Genomic DNA, 16,688 nt, shown 5'->3' with positions numbered 1-16,688 from the left:
TTTGATAATTTTCGAGAACGCGTATTAGCTTGCTTTTCTAATTAGATAAAAATATCACCGCAACTTCAGGAGAGCCAGCAAACCCTAATTAGTTTTGCTTATCACCTTGACTCCAGAAGAGCCCATTCTCCAAAAAACTCTCCAATCATATTGGGGCTATTTGGTATTTTATTCATGAGTATAACGCGAGTTTATCTATCAATTAAAACCCTGGATTTTCCTTGCTATGCAGGACTACCAGTTTTCTGTTTCAATGCAATGATTCTTTTTCAGCCTTAAACAAAAAGATACACCCCTTGCTTTGAGCCAGAATCCTTGCGTCTACTGAACAAAATTCACGGTCGCCCAAAACGATAAGCTTATATTCCTTAAACAAGGGTAAAACTTGTTCGAGAGCGAGGGTTTGTTCTTGTAAGTTACTGCTTCCTAATTTGGGTAACAAACACTCTTTTTAAGGGGATGGCTCTTTTCTGCCAGATTAGGGCGATCGTAAACAGATTGATACAGCCCCATTGAGTCCGATCGATCGCCACTGATAGGGTTTGTCCCACAGAGCAATAAGTTGTTAACCAGTAAGCGAGCAAAGGGAACCAAATTAATGGGAGCGTTAATTGAGGTAAGTCCAAAAATCTTTGCAATTTGCGACGGCGACTTTCGGTAGTAATTGGGTAGGGAAATACTCGTGCCAGCCTCTTTAATCTCACTTGTTTCTCTGATTGTATCAAGGAGAGCAAGATTGTGAGTAAAATAAACTGAGCTGATGTCAGTTGTTTTTGTAAGTGGGTCTGATAGAATGTTGGTAACATTAATTTTTGAGATAGGCTAGCTTGTAAGAATTCGGCTGCCTATCTTTTTTTACCACAAGTGGGTTAAATCTTTACGCTCTCTGGGTTTGGGGCGGGTTGTCACCCCCCCAGCTCGCTGTGAGACTAGCGAACAGTTCTCAAAAACGGCCATGGTCGCTGGCGATAAGCTATCAGACTCAACCCTAAGATAGATGCCAGCGACCGTTGACGTTTTCAGAGACTTGCAACAAGAGAAAAAAACTGTCTGCGATAGTTTCAACAGACAGCGTAAGGTTAGAAAATTGAGAATTCAGCAAAAAATCTCAAATCTACCTGCAATGAAGTTTGAACAATTATACGAATTTCGTCAACAAGCTTATGAATGCCTTGGCAAGGCAAAAGATGCCACCTTTGAACTAGCAGACGCGGTAATGACGACGCGCCACGTCTCATGTTTAGGAGATTTGGCTCTCAATCCTTGTTTCGGCGTGAGTGGTCGAGCGCCTATGAAGCACTACAAGATTGTAGACCCGCTCAAGAAAAATTGATGCAACTGTACATCCAACAGATGTCACAAGTAGAACGTCCAGTATTAGCGATCGATCATACGGCATGGTTGAGGCCTCATGCACCTACTCTCAAAGAGCGTACTTATGAACATCAACCGACAGCCTTGCCTTACGGCATACCTGTTGGTATCGGTCAGGGGTATAGTACGATCGCGTGGATACCTTCGACCATCGGCAGTTGGGCATTACCCTTAAGACACGAACGTATTACCAGTTGGGAAAATCCGAGCGCTAAAGGCGCTGAACAATTGGCACAAGTGTGTGAATATCTTCAGAATAGACCTATCGCCCTATTTGATAGCGAGTATGGGTGTGCTCCTTTGATAAAAGCAACCGCTGCGATTGCCGCTGATAAACTAATGCGTATTCGTTCTAATCGTTGCTTGTGGTCAGCACCTCTATCTTATAGTGGTAGAGGAAGACCCAGAACTCATGGAAAGCAGTTTAAGCTTAACGACGCTCAAACCTGGTGGGAACCAGAACAAACACGGGAATCTCTTGAACCGAAACTGGGACGAATCAGATTGAGAAAATGGGATAACTTGCATTTTCGAGGCAGTCCCAAACATCCGATGACTCTGATTTTAGTAGAACGCTTAGAAGCTGTAACGGGTCAATTAAAAACTCAACCTTTGTGGTTAGTTTGGGTCGGCATCCAAATGCCATCTCTGGCAGAAATTTGGCAACTATATCTACGTCGTTTTGCCCTCGAACACTGGTATCGCTTAGCCAAACAAACCTTGCATTGGACTGTGCCGAAGCTGAGCACTCCCGAACAATGTCAACGATGGAGCGATTTGATGCCATTAGTGACCTGGCAACTATGGTTAACTAAAGATTTAGTGAAAGAAACTCGTCTACCCTGGCCAAAGTCTCTCTCTGAATTGACCCCTGGAAGGGTTGCACAATCAATGCTTCCATTTTTGATCGGGATTGGGACTCCCACTGTTGCTCCCAAACGCCGAGGAAATTCAGATGGATGGCAACCAGGAAAAGCTCGCACTAAAAGATGTCGCTATCCTGTGGTCAAAAAGGGTAAAGGTCGGTTCCAAAAATCACCAAAATCCATTAGTTAACCTGGGAATATCTCTCTAAATTCACCACAATTTCTACTCAGCTAACCCTGAGTCAATTTTTGCTTAGTCTAAACTCCAAAGGTAATGAACTGAAGAAAAAGCAGGTACAAGAATATTTATCTCGTCGCACAGAACCAAAGAAAAAATATCGCAGACGGAGTACATTTGGTGTTGGTAAGGATGGAGAAAAGTGGGTTAATTATCTAGAACAATATTCTTTGGAGGTGGAACAGTTAATGAAGTTAACTCCTTCTAAACGCCGCTTTTATCAACAAGGTATGCGGGCTGCAACCCTTATACAGTCAATCTCGTAGACCTCTTTGTCACCCCCCCAGCCTTTTCATAAAAGCAGCGAACACGACCAATGTAATATTACTACCCCATAACGATCGAAAGACTGTTCAATCCGATCGCCGATAAATCATAGTACAATAGGGTCTCGAACATTTCAAATATCCAGTGGCGATCGCCGATGCAATTTGGGAAGCCCTACTCAACCAGATCTCCCGCGTAACAAGGGAACTGAGGCTGAGCAAACAATGCGCCTAGTCCCCCATCACTCCATCAATTAGTAGAAGCAGCCAACTCAGCCAAACGTTCCTGCTGATCCTGAGAAATGCAAGTTTGAATAATCCCCTCAATATCACCTTCCAAAACACTATTGAGCGAGAAATTTTCCCCCAAACGGTGGTCAGTAGCCCGATTGTCCTTATAGTTGTAAGTGCGAATCTTCTCCGATCGCGAACCAGTACCAACCTGAGCCAAACGCCGCGACTTCACCTCATCCTGCTGCTCCCGCAACTTCATCTCATAGAGCTTAGCCCGCAAAATCTGCATCGCCCGCTCCTTATTCTGCAACTGACTGCGCTCCTCAGTACAGAAAATCCGAATTCCCGTCGGCTTGTGAAACAAATCCGCAGCAGTTTCCACCTTGTTCACGTTTTGGCCACCAGCGCCGCCCGATCGAGCCGTACTCATCTCAATATCCTTCGGATCGATGTGAATCTCCACATCATCAACCTCCGGCATCACAGCCACCGTCGCCGTCGAAGTATGCACCCGGCCGCCAGCCTCAGTCACAGGCACTCGCTGCACCCGGTGTACTCCAGCCTCAAACTTCAGCTTGCTGTAAACGCTGTCGCCTGTAATTTCCAGAATCACCTCTTTAAAGCCGCCCATTTCCGCCAGCGACTCGCTCACCAACTTCACCTGCCAGCCTTGAGTTTGAGCGTAGCGCGAATACAGCCGCAGCAAATCTCCAGCCCAAATACTGGCCTCATCTCCGCCAGTACCCGCCCGAATTTCCAGCATAATATTCTTGTCATCGTTCGGATCGCGGGGGAGCAGCAAAACCTTCAAACGACTTTCCAAACTCTCCAGCTTCGCCTCAAGTTCCTGAACTTCCAGCGCAGCCATTTCTTGCATATCTCGATCGCCTGCAGCTTCCTTGAGAACCTGTCGCGCGCCCACCAAATCTTCCTGAGTGGTTTTCCACAGAGCAAAAGTATCGACCACTTCCTCCAAGGACGATCGAGCTTTCGCTACCCGTTGAAACTCTTGATTGTCCCTAGCCACATCCGGGTCAGCCATGCGGCGAGTCAACTCATTAAAAGTTTGCTCTACCGACTTCAATTTATCCAGCAAATAAGATTCAGCCATTGTCAGTTGTCCTTTGTCAATCGATTTTAGATTTTAGATTTTAGATTTTAGATTTTAGATTTGAAGAACAGTCGGGATAGAATCTCGATCGAACTCTACTCGATAGAACTCAACTGCCTGCATAGCGAAGTCTTCAATCTAAACTCTCCAATCCGAGGGCGGATCGATTTTAGATTTTAAATTTTAGATTTTAGATTTTAGAACTCAAGAGCAGTTAGGATAGAATGTCGATCAAACTATACTCGATCGAACTCTACTGCCTGCATAGCGAAGTCTTCAATCTAAAATCTAAAATCCGAGGGCGGTAAGTTGTCAGTAGAAAGAACTACTTTCAACAAACTGCGGACAAATGACAATCCGGCTACTTCTTCTTTTTGCCTTTACCAGCAGCCTTAGAAGCATCTGCTTTCGGATCTTCCATTTTCAGCGGTCCAGAGGAAGCATCTGCCTTCGGCATTTCTACCTCGGTCATGCCGTATTTCCGCATAAAGCGCTCCACACGACCTTCAGTATCAATAATCTTCTGAGTGCCAGTATAAAAAGGATGATTTCCCGACCAGACATCAACTTGAAGCTTTGGTCTAGTTGAACCCACAGTCATCACAAGTTCCCCGTTGCAATAAACCTGAGATTCGGGATACCACTCAGGGTGAATGCCATCTTTTGCCATTGTTTTTTACTCTCTAATTTTTGACTTTACAACCATTTTAGCTGCCGCAGGACTTGTACACCAACAACAGCACGAATTTTGCCTTATATCTGTTGGAACCAGGAATCGGGAATCGGAAATAAACTTCAAAAAAAGGCAGATAAAATCTGGATAGATAATTTTTGCCTTTTCCTTCGTCCTTCTTCTTTCTTCCTTCTTCCTTCTTCCCTCGATTACCGCTTCGAGTATTGAGGAGCTTTGCGAGCTTTCCGCAAACCGTACTTTTTCCGTTCTTTTGCCCGCGGGTCGCGAGTCAAATAGCCCTCAGTCTTCAGAGGCTTGCGGTTGTCCGGGTCTAATTGACAAAGTGCTCTAGCGACACCCAAGCGAATCGAGTCAGCCTGACCTGTCAAGCCACCGCCTTCGACTTTTACCAAAATGTCGTACTCATTTTCCAGACCCAAAGTTTCCAGAGGGGCCTTAGCGAGAGCCAAATAAGTAGGATTGAATTGCAGGTACAAATCCCCCTCTTTACCATTGACAGTCAGTATGCCAGTGCCGGGAACCAAGCGCACCCGCGCTACGGAACGCTTGCGGCGGCCGGTACCCCAGTACACAGCGCGACCGGATGTATCTGTTGCTTGCATTACTCATTTCCTCCCGGAATCGTGTGAACAATTAATTCTTCTGGTTTTTGAGCTTGGTGCGGGTGGTTGGGGCCAGCGTACACCTTTAGTTTAGTAAACAGTTGTCTGCCCAGAGAAGTGTGAGGCAGCATTCCTCGTATAGCTTCTTCGACGATTCTTTCGGGCAAACGTGCTTGCAATTTGGCAAAAGTTTCTGTTTTCATGCCGCCCGGTCTTCCAGAATGGCGGCGGTAGATTTTCTGGGTGCGTTTTTTGCCAGTAACAGCGATTTTGTCAGCATTGATGACAATTACGAAGTCACCGGTATCCATAGAAGGAGTGTAAGTCGGTTTGTGTTTCCCCCGTAGGTACATGGCAACTTCAGTTGCCAGACGGCCCAGCCGCTGGTCGGCGGCATCGACCACGTACCACTTGTGCTCTAGGGAGTCTTGAGTAGGGACGTAAGTTTTGTTCATTGTTTGTTGTTAGTTGTCTATTAACTGTTAACTGTTGTTAGTTGTCAGTTGTCAGTTGTCAGTTGTCAGTTTTTAATTGTTAGTTGTCCTTAGTTTTTTATTAGTAGTTACCTAATGACTAATGACTAATGACTAATGACTAATGACTAATGACTAATTTTGGCTGAGTGTCGTACCAGACATCTGGGGGAAAGGGAAATTCTGAATAGCCAACCCGCAGCAGGCACAAACCTTGAGCGGGAGCGGCATATTTTACCATTTCTCGGCGTTCGTTGACCCAGATATCTGTGAAATTGTCGATCGGCCTTTCCCCGCGACCCACCTGCACCAGCAACCCCACCAGCAGCCGCATCATCCCGTACAGAAACCCGCTCGCCTGAACCTCAATATAGATAAGAGGCCCAGAACGGTGACACTCTGCCGCTTGTACGTCCACCCAGGAATGGGGGCGGGCCGATCCCGCGCGGTGGAAAGCAGCCAGATGATGCCGCCCGATGAGCGGTGTCAAAGCTGTCTGAATCAAAGATTCATCCACAGGAGCGTGATAGCAGTGCCAAGCAAAAGGACGTACAAACAAATTAGGGGTCGGATCTGTATAAAGGGTGTAGCGATAGCGCCGCCAACTGGCTGAGAACCGAGCATGCCAGGTAGGTTCCACCTTTGCCGAAGCTCGAATTAAAATATCTTTTGCCAGTCGAGAGTTGAGAACGCTTGCCCAACGGTGAGCCGGAAGTGGGCCGTGGGCATCAAAATGCGCTACTTGAGCAGCAGCGTGAACTCCCGCATCCGTTCTCCCAGCAGCGTGCAGCGTTACCGGGCGTTCCAGAACAGTCGATATTGCTGTTTCAATTTCTTCTTGTACTGTACGCTGGTTCGGCTGTCGCTGCCAACCGTGAAAGTTAGTGCCGAGGTATTGGATCACCAGAGCAACGCGCTGTATCGATTGGGGATTTTCGATTGGGGATTGTGGATTGTCAGTCATAAATCACAAATCTCCAACCCAAAATGGAATTAAACCAGTTCAACGATCGCCATGGAGGAATTGTCTCCTTGACGGGGGACAGTTCGTACTACGCGGGTGTAGCCCCCGTTGCGCGAGCCGTACCGTTCTTGTGCCCCCTCAAACAAGGCGTGTACTAACTGTTTATCGTAGATATAGCCCATAGCTTGGCGGCGAGCTGCCAAGGAGCCATCTTTGGCCAGGGTAATCATCCTGTCCGCCTCTGAGCGCAGCGCTTTGGCGCGGGCGAGAGTGGTAGTGATTTTACCGTGGCGGATTAATTCGGTGGTCAGCGAGCGCAGTAGGGCGCGGCGCTGGTCAGCCGGTTTGCTGAGTTGGGGAACGCGACAGCGGTGACGCATGGCAGTTGGTAATTGGTAATTGGTAATTGGGCGCCGGGATAGTGCGCGAGTTTTGAGCGGTGAATTCTTTAACTTAAAAACTCACCGACTTAAAATTCAGAACTTTTAAACCCGTTACCCGTTGATTAACTTTTAGCTGATTTTTCCTGTGGCAAGGTAATGCCCAAGCGTTTTTGTAAAGCTTCAATCACTTCTTCTGCGGACTTCTGCCCGAAATTCTTGATCTCGAGCAAGTCTTCTTGGGTATAATCCAATAAGTCTGCGACTGAGTTGATCTGAGCCCGCTTGAGACAGTTGTAAGCCCGGACGGACAACTGCAATTCTTCGATCGGAATTTGGCTGGTAGGATCGGCTTCACCGGGATACTCTGGTTTGAGAGAATCTTGGGTGATGTCTTTGAGAGGTGCAAATAAATCTACCAGGATGTGGGCAGATTGACTCAAAGCTTCTTGAGGAGTCACGCTGCCATCAGTCCAGATTTCCATAATCAGCCGGTCTTTCTCGACCGTGCCGCCTACCCTAGCATCTTCAACGCTGTAGTTGACTCTGCGAATCGGCATAAAGATGGCGTCAATTTGGAGAAAATCCAAAGCCGACCCATCATCGCGACTGCGGTCTACTGCTCGGTATCCGATGCCTTTTTCAATTCTGAATTCCATTTCCAGAACTGACCCGGGCGAGAGAGTTGCAATGTATTGGGAGCGATCGATCAATTCCACCTCTGAGGGCAAATCGAATCGATCGGCCGTAACTGTGACAGGCCCCTCAATCCGCAACCTGCCGATTTGCGGCTGCTGAGAATGAGTTTTGAGGACCACCTCTTTCATGTTAAGGAGAATTTCTAGAACATCCTCACGTACCCCTTCGATCGTGGCAAACTCGTGATTGACGCCCGCGATTCGGACTGAAGTTACTGCCGTTCCTTCCAAATTTGACAGCAGAACTCGCCGAAGCGCATTCCCAACAGTTGTTCCCTGACCGCGATCGAGCGGTTCCAGGACGAATTTTCCGTACTGACTCCGGTCTTTGTCAGTGTTAGACTCTATACATTCAATTTGAAACTGCGCCACGGAGTGACCTCCCTTTTCCACTGTGGATTTTTGATTTTGGATTTTAGATTGCAGAGCATACCCCTGAACGGATTTCGGATTTTGGATGGACGGGGCAACAGTTAGAACCATTAGTTTTTGACTTTAAGCAGTTAGCCATTATCCAAAATCTAAAATCTAAAATCTCAAATCGTTTTAGACTCTACGCCGCTTGGGAGGGCGACAGCCGTTGTGAGGAATTGGGGTAACATCTCTAATCAGGGTGATTTCCAGTCCCGCCCCTTGCAGCGCCCGGATAGCAGTTTCTCTACCTGCTCCAGGCCCGCTCACCATTACTTCTATTTGGCGCATTCCTTGGTCGTTGGCTCTGCGGGCAGCACTTTCTGCTGCTGTTTGAGCTGCAAAGGGAGTTCCCTTCTTAGCTCCTTTAAAACCGCTGGAACCTGCCGATGCCCAGGATATCACTTCGCCGTTGAGGTCGGTAATAGTTACAATCGTGTTGTTAAAGGTAGACTGGATGTAGCCTACCCCATTGGGTACATTCCGTTTCTGCTTTTTTGCACCAGATTTCTTGCCTGTTTGTTGTCGCGCCATATTAGTCTCTTTAACGTTTCTCTCAACTAATGTCCCGAAGCGCTAGGAGCCAGCAGCCCCCAGCGTATTTTTCCAAAAAAGATGTTACTTCTTGGAAGGTGCCTTTTTCTTGCCCGCAACTGTTCGGCGGACGCCACGACGGGTTCTGGCGTTGGTACGGGTTCGTTGTCCCCGCACCGGCAGACCCAAACGGTGACGCCGACCGCGATAAGTTCCGATGTCCATCAGGCGCTTGATGTTCATTGACTCCCAGCGCCGGAGGTCTCCTTCGATTTGGTATGTGGTTTCTACATGAGCCCGCAGAGCTGTCACGTCGGCCTCTGTTAAATCCTTGACGCGAGTGTCAGGATTTACGCCTGTTGCAGCGATAATTTTTTGGGCCCGCGACAAGCCTATTCCGTAAATGTATGTCAGACCTATTTCGACGCGCTTATCGCGTGGAAGGTCTACCCCGGCAATCCGTGCCACACTTTTTGTCTCCCTAATTTTCCTGTTTGGCTACAATGTTCAATTAGGATGCACCTGCGTGCAGTGCCCAATCTTCGTTTTTTCTAACCTTGGCGCTGTTTGTGTTTCGGGTTAGTGCATATCACCATCACTCGACCGCGACGGCGGATGACGCGACATTTCTCACAAATTTTTTTGACAGATGCTCGAACTTTCATCTTTCTTCCTGCCTGGAGAACCCCGCTCTAGCGGAGAACAGGCACGCTGGGACTGCCCGTAGAGCGGTGGGAGGAGAGGCTGGGCAAGGTGTAGACCTCTCCTCGATTAAATTGTATAAAGTGCGGGTTGTTTCATGAAGGAGCCCGCTTGCACCCACTCCCATTGCTGGGGTAAAGTTCGCTGGCACAAAACAAAAATGTTGGCGAGCGATACTTTTACGGCGTAGCAATGACTTAACCCGGTACACCGGTGGGTTGTTGACGCCCTTCTCGGCAACACTACAAACGTAGCATTATAGCATAAATTTGAAGCTTTTTACCAAATTCTCTCTAAATTAAACTTAGAATTAGTTTTTAGAAAGTTTTATCTAAGCCTATTTTTTCCGAAGGCGATAAGTAATCCTGCCTTTGGTCAAGTCGTAGGGAGTCAATTCGACTTTGACGCGATCGCCAGGCAGAATTTTGATGTAGTTGCGACGGATCTTGCCGGAAATGTGAGCTAGCACGTTAAACCCATTATCTAGATCAACGCGAAACATCGCATTGGGCAGGGATTCCGTCACTGTCCCTTCCATTTCAATTAAATCTTGCTTAGACAATTTGGTATTTACCTCAACTCTACATTTGATTAACTAGGAGTGTCCCGGCGTTGGTCTCAAAACCTATTTACTGGTAGGAGTCAAACGGCAACGGGGGGCAATAATTAGGGCAACTCGCTCGACTTCTTGACTCAACCAACCAATTGTTTTAGCTTTACTTGAGTAAAGTTGTGGCAATTAGTATCGAGTTCAATCCGGTCTCTAGCAACCCTCACAAAACCTGATAGCACAAAAAGCTCCTAGTTAACATATCTTAGCAAAAGCTTGTGAGTAACAAGCCGTATTGAGAGGGTTCAAGAGTCGATCGAGAGAGATTGTTGCAGTTCTGCGGTGATTAATTCCATGTCGCGATCGCCATCAACCGCAACTAACTGTTGGCGGGCGCTGTAAAACTCAATCAAAGGCTCAGTTTGCTCGCGATAAACTTGCAACCTGCGGCGGATCGTCTCCTCATTGTCATCGAGGCGGCCCCGCGACAGCAGGCGAGCCACCAAAATGTTGTCAGGCACCTCCAAATTGACAGCTCTGAGAGCGCAGTCCTTACCAGACGTACTTCCCCCAGCACCGCTAACATCACAAAGCAGTTTGTCAAAAAACGCTGCCTGTGCAACAGTGCGGGGAAAGCCGTCCAGAATCCAACCAGCACTAGCATCTGGTTGATTCATGCGTTCTTGCACGATATCCATCAATAACTCGTCGGGAACCAACTCACCAGCATCCATGTAGGCTTTCGCCTTTAGACCCAAGGCAGTTTTGGCAACCACGCAGGCGCGCAGGATATCGCCCGTAGAAATGTGGGGTATTTTCCAGTGAGAGGCTAAGATCTGAGCCTGAGTTCCTTTTCCCGCCCCTGGAGGCCCCATAAAAATCAATTTCATTGCGATTACTTCACCATTCCTTCATATCGCTGGGAGATGACGTAAGTTTGAATTTGCTTAGCAGTTTCGATCGCCACACCTACTAGAATCAGTAGGGAAGTTGCGCCAAAACCTCTAAAAGTTTGCACACCGATCGCGCTTTCTACAGCAGTTGGTACAATGGCCACCAGACCGAGAAAAATCGCTCCCAAGAAAGTCAAACGGTTCAAAACCTTCTCCACATAATCACTGGTTTTCTGACCCGGACGAATTCCAGGAATGCTGGCGCCCATTTTCTTCAAGTTCTGAGACATATCTACGGGGTTGACAATCAACGAAGCGTAGAAATAGCTGAAAAACAGAATCAAAGTCAGATAAAACAGCGCGTAAGCCCAAGGCGCCGGTCCGTTCGGACTCAAAACATTAGCAACTTGAACCAAAAACGGGTTATTGAGAGACTGAGCGAGGAAAGAAGGCACAATCAACACCGAAGATGCAAAAATAATCGGCATCACTCCACCTTGATTCAAGCGCAGGGGCAGATAACTCCGGCTCTCCCGATAAACTTTGCGGCCGACTTGGCGACGGGCCGAAATAATCGGAATGCGGCGAGTACCTTCCTGAACAAAAACAATCCCGACAATCGTTACCAAAAAGACCAGCAGAAGAACGACTACGCGGCCGACAACTTGCGTGTCCCCACTTTGAGCCAATTCAAAAGTTTGTCCCAAAGAGCGCGGCAATACCGACACAATATTGATAAAAATCAGCAGCGACGCTCCGTTCCCGATACCTCGTTCCGTCACCACTTCCGATATCCACATCACAAACATTGAGCCGGCTGTCAGAGCCAAAGCAGTTTGTGCTATGAATAAAGGCGCTGGAGATTGAGCAAAAGGGCTGACCCAAATCGCAATGCCAACACTTTGCAGAATTGCCCAGCCCAAAGAAACGTAGCGAGTTATTTGAGAAATCTTGCGTCGCCCTGCTTCTCCTTCATTTTTCTGCAAGTCTTCTAAGCTTGGCAGAGCCGCAGTTAGAAGTTGCACAATAATTGAAGCATTAATGTAGGGCAAAATCCCCAACGCGAAAATCCCCAAAGCTGACAAGCCACCTCCTGAAAACAAATCCAGAAAGCCAATTAAAGGGCTATTTTGGACGTTTTGGGCAAAGGCGACTCGATCGATGCCGGGGACTGGCAAGTGGACACCCAGGCGTACTAAAATCAGTAAGCCAACGGTTACGAGGATGCGGCCTCGTAAACCAGCAGCTTGAGCCATCTGCATGAACGTCTCTTGTGCAGTTGGCGCTTTCTCTCTACTAACGTCCATAGTTACGATTTTGGATTTTAGATTTGGGATTTTCGACTAAATCATTTTCTGATAGCAAGCTTGAGGATTTGAGATTTGGACAGACTCTCAAACCTCAAATCTTCACGCAACTAATTCGCAACTTCCGCCTGCAGCTTCAATTTTGGTACGAGCACCTGCGGTAAAAGCCGAGGCGCGCACTTGCAAAGGTACATTCAGTTCACCATCTCCTAAGATTTTCAGCGGCCCGTCGTCTGTGGTGACAATTTTTGCTTCAATCAAAGAGGTGAGAGTAACTTCGGTGTTTGCTGGCAGCGATGCTAATTTACTTACATTAATGGTAGTGTACTCTTTCCGGTTCACTAGAGGGAAGCTTTTCAACTTGGGGAGACGGCGGTAGAGAGGATTTTGACCTCCTTCAAAACCCGGTCTAGTGCCGCTACCGGCTCTAGATTTTTGACCGCGCATCCCTTTGCCGGAGCTCGCGCCTTGACCGGCAGAAATACCTCTGCCCAAGCGTCGGGGGCGCTTTTGGGAGCCTGCTTTGGGTCGGGCGTCTTGCAATCTCATAGTTTTAGTAATTGGTAATTGGTAATTGGTATTTAGAGAGCGGGTACGCAGTAGTTTTGAGTGCCTGAGTTTTAAGTTGCGGATTTTTTTATTTTCACCGCAAGCACTTAACACTCAAAACTTACAGTTTCCCATTCTCGCGTGTCCTAACCGTAGAGATTTTCTACTGGAATTCCGCGCTCTTGAGCAACTTCGGACAAGGTGCGGAGGGTGGAGAGGGCATTGACTGCGGCTCGGGCGTTGTTTAAGGGATTTCCAGAACCTAGCTGTTTGGCTAAAATGTTGCGGACTCCTGCTAGTTCGAGAACAGTTCGCACTGCTCCCCCTGCAATTACCCCGGTTCCCGGAGCTGCCGGCCGCATCATCACTTTAGCTCCGCCACCGTCACCGTTGATGGGGTGAGGGATGGAGTTAGATTTGGTGAGTGGGACTTCAATTAGGTGCTTTTTGCCGTCAGCGACGCCTTTTTTAACGGCACCGATTACGTCGCTAGCTTTGCCCACTCCTACTCCAACTTGACCGCGTTCGTTGCCGATAATTACTATGGCGCGGAAGCTAAGTTTTTTACCACCTTTGACTACTTTAGTAACGCGCCGGATTTGAACGACCCGTTCTTGCCATTCGGATTCTTTTTCGCGTGTTTTGTTACTGCTGCTTTTTTTCTTGTTGCGCTGTTCTTTTTGTTCTGCCATAGTTTTGTCCTGTGGGAATTAGTAATTGGTGAAAGGCGATCGGCAAGTGGTAATTGTTTGAGTAAAAAGTAAAAATAGAAGAAATCTGGATTTTGCCTTTTAACTTTCAACTTTTGACTTTTTACTTTTTAATTACTCATTACCCGCTACCCATTACCCCCTCTAGAAGTCTAACCCCGCTTCGCGAGCTGCTTCTGCGAGGGCTTTGACACGACCGTGATAGAGGTTGCCCCCCCGATCGAATACGACTTTGACTATGCCAGCGCTGGAGCAGCGTTTGGCAATCAACTGACCGACTTGCACGCTCGCGGAGCAGTTGCCGCCAGAACTGAGAGTTGACTTCAATTCGGGATCGAGGGTTGACGCGGCGGCCAAAGTGTGCTGGGCGGTGTCGTCTATTACTTGAGCGTAGATGTGCTGCTCTGATCGAAATACCGCTAGTCTGGGACGTTCGGCGGTGCCGAACACCTTGCGCCGAACACGGCGGTGTCTGCGCTGGACTGATTCTTTGCGAGTAAGCTTCATTGTTACTTCTTACCTGTTTTGCCTGTTTTACCAGCTTTGCGCCGGACGACTTCGCCGCTGTAACGAATGCCTTTGCCCTTATAGACTTCTGGCGGACGCACCGCGCGGATGCGGGCTGCTGTGTTGCCTACGAGTTCTTTGTCAATGCCGGAGACTATGACGTTGGTGTTGCCTTCAACTGCCATTGTGATGCCTTCTGGAGGGGGCATTTCAACGGGTTTGCTGTAACCGACGTTTAAAATCAGGTTCCGTCCTTGAACCTGTGCCCGATAACCTGTGCCGATAATTTCGAGACGCCGCTGAAAACCTTGAGATACACCTTCGACCATGTTGGCGACTAGGGTGCGGCACAAGCCGTGCAGTTGTCTGGCGACGCGAGATTCGTCTCGGCGAGTAACGAGTAAAGTCTCGCCTTCAATTCCCATGAGGATTTCGGCTGGGATAACTCGGGAAAGTTCACCTTTAGGGCCTTTGACGGCTACTTTTTGACCGTCTAGGGTGACGGTGACTTTCGTGGGGATGCTAATCGGACGCTTGCCAATTCGCGACATAGTTTTTTGTCCTTTGTTTTTAGTTATTAGTCCTTGATTATTAGTGTTTAGTTATTAGTCCTTAGTGATTGATTTTTGAGTCTATTGCCAACGACCAGTGACTAATGACTAATGACTAATGACTACCAAACATAACAAAGCACTTCACCGCCCAAACCTTGGCGTCGGGCTTCTCGATCGGTCATAATGCCGCTGGAGGTGGAAATAATGGCAATGCCAATTCCGCCTAATACTCTGGGCAATTCTTTACGGTTCGAGTAAACGCGCAGTCCTGGTTTGCTGACTCGCTTAAGTGCCGTGATAATGGGCTTGCGAGTTTTACCTTTGTACTTTAGAGAAAGCACTAAATGTCGCTTGACCCCTTCTGCTTCTGCTTCTTCAAATTCGCCGATGAAGCCTTCACTTTTGAGGACTTGGGCGATGCTGCGGGTCATTTTTGTAGCTGGAATTTGCGTTGTTTGGTGGCGCGCCATGCAAGAATTGCGAATGCGCGTCAACATATCTGCTATGGTATCGTTAGCTGCCATCTTTTGCTTCTTACTCTAGTGCTTAGTTGTCCCGGAACGGCATTCCCATTTCTTTAAGCAAGGCGCGTCCTTCTTCGTCGGTGTTTGCTGTGGTGATAATTGAAATGTCCATGCCTCGAATTTGATCGATGCGGTCATATTCTATTTCTGGAAAAATTAGCTGTTCTCTCAGACCCAAGCTGTAGTTGCCGCGCCCGTCGAAGCTTTTGGGGCTGATGCCGCGGAAGTCGCGGATTCGGGGGAGTGCGAGGTTGATCAGCCGATCGAGAAAATCGTACATCCGATCGCCGCGCAGCGTCACCATAACGCCGACGGGTACTCCTTTACGGATTTTGAAGCCTGCGATCGCTTTTTTCGCCCGCGTCACCACTGGTTTTTGCCCAGTGATGATGCCAATTTCGTTGATCGACGAGTCCAGTGCCTTAGCGTTTTGAGATGCTTCTCCCAAACCACGGTTCACTGTGACTTTGACGAGTTTTGGAACCTGATGGATATTAGTATATTTAAACTGATCCATCAGTGTGGGAATGATTTTTCCTTGATAAAGAACCTTGAGTTTGTCCGGCATAGTTTTTGTGTTTCGTTAACTGTCCCTGGGCTTGGTCAGGGAATTTGTCGATTGTCCGTCCCACCGATGTTAGCTGTTAGTTATGAGTTGAAAAGTCACTTGTCAGAAGGCGGACTAATGACCGATGACTGATAACAAATCACTATTGATCGATGATTTCTCCAGTTTTTTTGAGCTGTCGCAGTTTCCGACCGTCTTCGCTAAATGTATAGCAAACGCGGCTAGCTATTTTTTCTTTTTCGGAATAGTGCATGACATTTGAGCTGTGAATGGGAGCCTCAAACGTGAGTATTTTCCCGGACTCTCCTTCTTGCTGGGGCTTGACGTGCTTTGTTCTGATGTTTACACCTTTAACAATTACTTTGCTGACTTTAGGATATGTCTTTAAGATTTCTCCGACTTTTCCTTTCTCTTTGCCAGTAATTACTTGCACGGTGTCGCCTGCTTTGACGTGCATTCTGTAGCGCTGCGGTTCGCTAGTTGGTTTACCCTTTTTTCCGTACATTTTAAAGTACCTCCGGGGCTAAGGAAACGATTTTAGTAAAGTTTTTGTCGCGCAATTCGCGGGCGACGGGACCGAAGACACGAGTGCCTTTGGGGTTGCCGTCTACGTTGATAATAACGGCGGCGTTATCGTCAAAACGAATGCTCATGCCACTGTCGCGGCGCAGGCCTTTGCGGGTTCTGACAATGACTGCCCGAACGACATCTGATTTTTTGACGGCCATATTGGGGATGGCGTCTTTGACGACGGCAATGATGACATCGCCGACTCCGCCGTAGCGACGGTTGCCGCCTCCCAATACGCGGATGCACATCAGTTTGCGGGCTCCGCTATTGTCGGCGACATTGAGGTATGTCTGGGGTTGAATCATGGTGATTGTTGAGTGTTAACTGTTGAGTGTTAACTGTTGACTGTTGACTTTTGACTGCTAGTTGATTGTTAATTTTCGATCGGGAGATCGCGATGTGGCAATTA

General features: G+C 47.8%; 24 protein-coding genes. 2 read left to right on the top strand and 22 right to left on the bottom strand.

Annotated elements, in window-relative coordinates; genetic code table 11:
* Window positions 1–416: 416 nt before the first annotated feature.
* Window positions 417–806: a hypothetical protein gene (locus tag QUA04_RS09205; RefSeq protein WP_333255871.1), complete on the bottom strand. Its 390-nt coding sequence runs from the start codon at window positions 804–806 to the stop codon at window positions 417–419.
* A 191-nt stretch (window positions 807–997) separates the two neighbouring features.
* Here QUA04_RS09205 and QUA04_RS09200 point away from each other — a divergent pair, with 191 nt between their 5' ends.
* Window positions 998–1,333: a hypothetical protein gene (locus QUA04_RS09200; protein ID WP_333255869.1), complete on the top strand. Its 336-nt coding sequence runs from the start codon at window positions 998–1,000 to the stop codon at window positions 1,331–1,333.
* Window positions 1,237–2,430 (top strand): NF041680 family putative transposase, encoded by a 1,194-nt coding sequence (locus tag QUA04_RS09195; RefSeq protein ID WP_333255867.1) that lies wholly within the window; start codon window positions 1,237–1,239, stop codon window positions 2,428–2,430. The genes QUA04_RS09200 and QUA04_RS09195 overlap by 97 nt, the downstream gene beginning before the upstream one ends.
* Before the next feature lie 564 nt (window positions 2,431–2,994).
* On the opposite strand, the gene prfA is transcribed toward QUA04_RS09195, so the two are convergent.
* From prfA to rplN, 21 genes are all read right to left on the bottom strand, one after another.
* Window positions 2,995–4,089 (bottom strand): peptide chain release factor 1, encoded by a 1,095-nt coding sequence (prfA, locus tag QUA04_RS09190; protein ID WP_333157142.1) that lies wholly within the window; start codon window positions 4,087–4,089, stop codon window positions 2,995–2,997.
* A gap of 361 nt (window positions 4,090–4,450) precedes the next feature.
* Complete coding sequence (rpmE, locus tag QUA04_RS09185; RefSeq protein WP_242719730.1) at window positions 4,451–4,759, bottom strand: 50S ribosomal protein L31; 309 nt, start codon at window positions 4,757–4,759, stop codon at window positions 4,451–4,453.
* Window positions 4,760–4,971: 212 nt separating this feature from the next.
* Complete coding sequence (rpsI, locus tag QUA04_RS09180; protein WP_006634975.1) at window positions 4,972–5,385, bottom strand: 30S ribosomal protein S9; 414 nt, start codon at window positions 5,383–5,385, stop codon at window positions 4,972–4,974.
* The gene (rplM, locus tag QUA04_RS09175; RefSeq protein WP_015178725.1) at window positions 5,385–5,840 is read right to left on the bottom strand and encodes a 50S ribosomal protein L13; all 456 of its coding nucleotides are present in this window, start codon (window positions 5,838–5,840) and stop codon (window positions 5,385–5,387) included. The genes rpsI and rplM overlap by 1 nt, the downstream gene beginning before the upstream one ends.
* Before the next feature lie 139 nt (window positions 5,841–5,979).
* Window positions 5,980–6,822, bottom strand: coding sequence for a tRNA pseudouridine(38-40) synthase TruA (truA, locus tag QUA04_RS09170; protein ID WP_333255865.1), 843 nt, complete (start codon window positions 6,820–6,822; stop codon window positions 5,980–5,982).
* Between the two features lie 29 nt (window positions 6,823–6,851).
* Window positions 6,852–7,202, bottom strand: a complete 351-nt coding sequence (gene rplQ / locus QUA04_RS09165; protein WP_332958369.1) for a 50S ribosomal protein L17 — start codon at window positions 7,200–7,202, stop codon at window positions 6,852–6,854.
* Between the two features lie 125 nt (window positions 7,203–7,327).
* Entirely contained in the window at window positions 7,328–8,272 is a 945-nt protein-coding gene (locus QUA04_RS09160) for a DNA-directed RNA polymerase subunit alpha (protein ID WP_332958426.1), read from the bottom strand.
* A 174-nt stretch (window positions 8,273–8,446) separates the two neighbouring features.
* Complete coding sequence (gene rpsK / locus QUA04_RS09155; protein WP_006634980.1) at window positions 8,447–8,845, bottom strand: 30S ribosomal protein S11; 399 nt, start codon at window positions 8,843–8,845, stop codon at window positions 8,447–8,449.
* Window positions 8,846–8,929: 84 nt separating this feature from the next.
* A complete protein-coding gene (gene rpsM, locus QUA04_RS09150; RefSeq protein WP_006634981.1) occupies window positions 8,930–9,313 on the bottom strand; it encodes a 30S ribosomal protein S13 in 384 nt (127 codons plus the stop codon).
* Window positions 9,314–9,396: 83 nt separating this feature from the next.
* Window positions 9,397–9,510, bottom strand: a complete 114-nt coding sequence (gene rpmJ, locus QUA04_RS09145) for a 50S ribosomal protein L36 (protein ID WP_015178722.1) — start codon at window positions 9,508–9,510, stop codon at window positions 9,397–9,399.
* 374 nt (window positions 9,511–9,884) lie between these two features.
* Complete coding sequence (infA, locus tag QUA04_RS09140) at window positions 9,885–10,109, bottom strand: translation initiation factor IF-1 (RefSeq protein WP_006276978.1); 225 nt, start codon at window positions 10,107–10,109, stop codon at window positions 9,885–9,887.
* Between the two features lie 293 nt (window positions 10,110–10,402).
* The gene (locus tag QUA04_RS09135) at window positions 10,403–10,987 is read right to left on the bottom strand and encodes an adenylate kinase (protein ID WP_333255864.1); all 585 of its coding nucleotides are present in this window, start codon (window positions 10,985–10,987) and stop codon (window positions 10,403–10,405) included.
* 5 nt (window positions 10,988–10,992) lie between these two features.
* The gene (secY, locus tag QUA04_RS09130; protein ID WP_333255863.1) at window positions 10,993–12,297 is read right to left on the bottom strand and encodes a preprotein translocase subunit SecY; all 1,305 of its coding nucleotides are present in this window, start codon (window positions 12,295–12,297) and stop codon (window positions 10,993–10,995) included.
* 102 nt (window positions 12,298–12,399) lie between these two features.
* Window positions 12,400–12,846, bottom strand: a complete 447-nt coding sequence (gene rplO / locus QUA04_RS09125; protein ID WP_242719713.1) for a 50S ribosomal protein L15 — start codon at window positions 12,844–12,846, stop codon at window positions 12,400–12,402.
* 146 nt (window positions 12,847–12,992) lie between these two features.
* Window positions 12,993–13,538, bottom strand: coding sequence for a 30S ribosomal protein S5 (gene rpsE, locus QUA04_RS09120; RefSeq protein ID WP_242719711.1), 546 nt, complete (start codon window positions 13,536–13,538; stop codon window positions 12,993–12,995).
* Window positions 13,539–13,700: 162 nt separating this feature from the next.
* The gene (rplR, locus tag QUA04_RS09115; RefSeq protein WP_333039624.1) at window positions 13,701–14,063 is read right to left on the bottom strand and encodes a 50S ribosomal protein L18; all 363 of its coding nucleotides are present in this window, start codon (window positions 14,061–14,063) and stop codon (window positions 13,701–13,703) included.
* A 2-nt stretch (window positions 14,064–14,065) separates the two neighbouring features.
* Window positions 14,066–14,614 carry a 50S ribosomal protein L6 gene (gene rplF, locus QUA04_RS09110; protein WP_333039622.1) on the bottom strand — a complete coding sequence of 183 codons (549 nt, stop codon included), beginning with the start codon at window positions 14,612–14,614 and terminating at the stop codon, window positions 14,066–14,068.
* 122 nt (window positions 14,615–14,736) lie between these two features.
* Window positions 14,737–15,141, bottom strand: coding sequence for a 30S ribosomal protein S8 (gene rpsH, locus QUA04_RS09105; RefSeq protein ID WP_190657976.1), 405 nt, complete (start codon window positions 15,139–15,141; stop codon window positions 14,737–14,739).
* A gap of 22 nt (window positions 15,142–15,163) precedes the next feature.
* Window positions 15,164–15,709 carry a 50S ribosomal protein L5 gene (gene rplE, locus QUA04_RS09100; RefSeq protein ID WP_333255862.1) on the bottom strand — a complete coding sequence of 182 codons (546 nt, stop codon included), beginning with the start codon at window positions 15,707–15,709 and terminating at the stop codon, window positions 15,164–15,166.
* A 142-nt stretch (window positions 15,710–15,851) separates the two neighbouring features.
* Window positions 15,852–16,214 (bottom strand): 50S ribosomal protein L24, encoded by a 363-nt coding sequence (gene rplX, locus QUA04_RS09095; RefSeq protein ID WP_333255861.1) that lies wholly within the window; start codon window positions 16,212–16,214, stop codon window positions 15,852–15,854.
* Between the two features lies 1 nt (window position 16,215).
* Window positions 16,216–16,584 carry a 50S ribosomal protein L14 gene (gene rplN / locus QUA04_RS09090; RefSeq protein ID WP_006634991.1) on the bottom strand — a complete coding sequence of 123 codons (369 nt, stop codon included), beginning with the start codon at window positions 16,582–16,584 and terminating at the stop codon, window positions 16,216–16,218.
* Window positions 16,585–16,688 lie beyond the last annotated feature (104 nt).

This window comes from Microcoleus sp. S13_C5 (genome assembly GCF_036700845.1).
Lineage (GTDB): Bacteria > Cyanobacteriota > Cyanobacteriia > Cyanobacteriales > Microcoleaceae > Microcoleus.
This window is presented reverse-complemented; position numbering and strand designations above follow the sequence as displayed.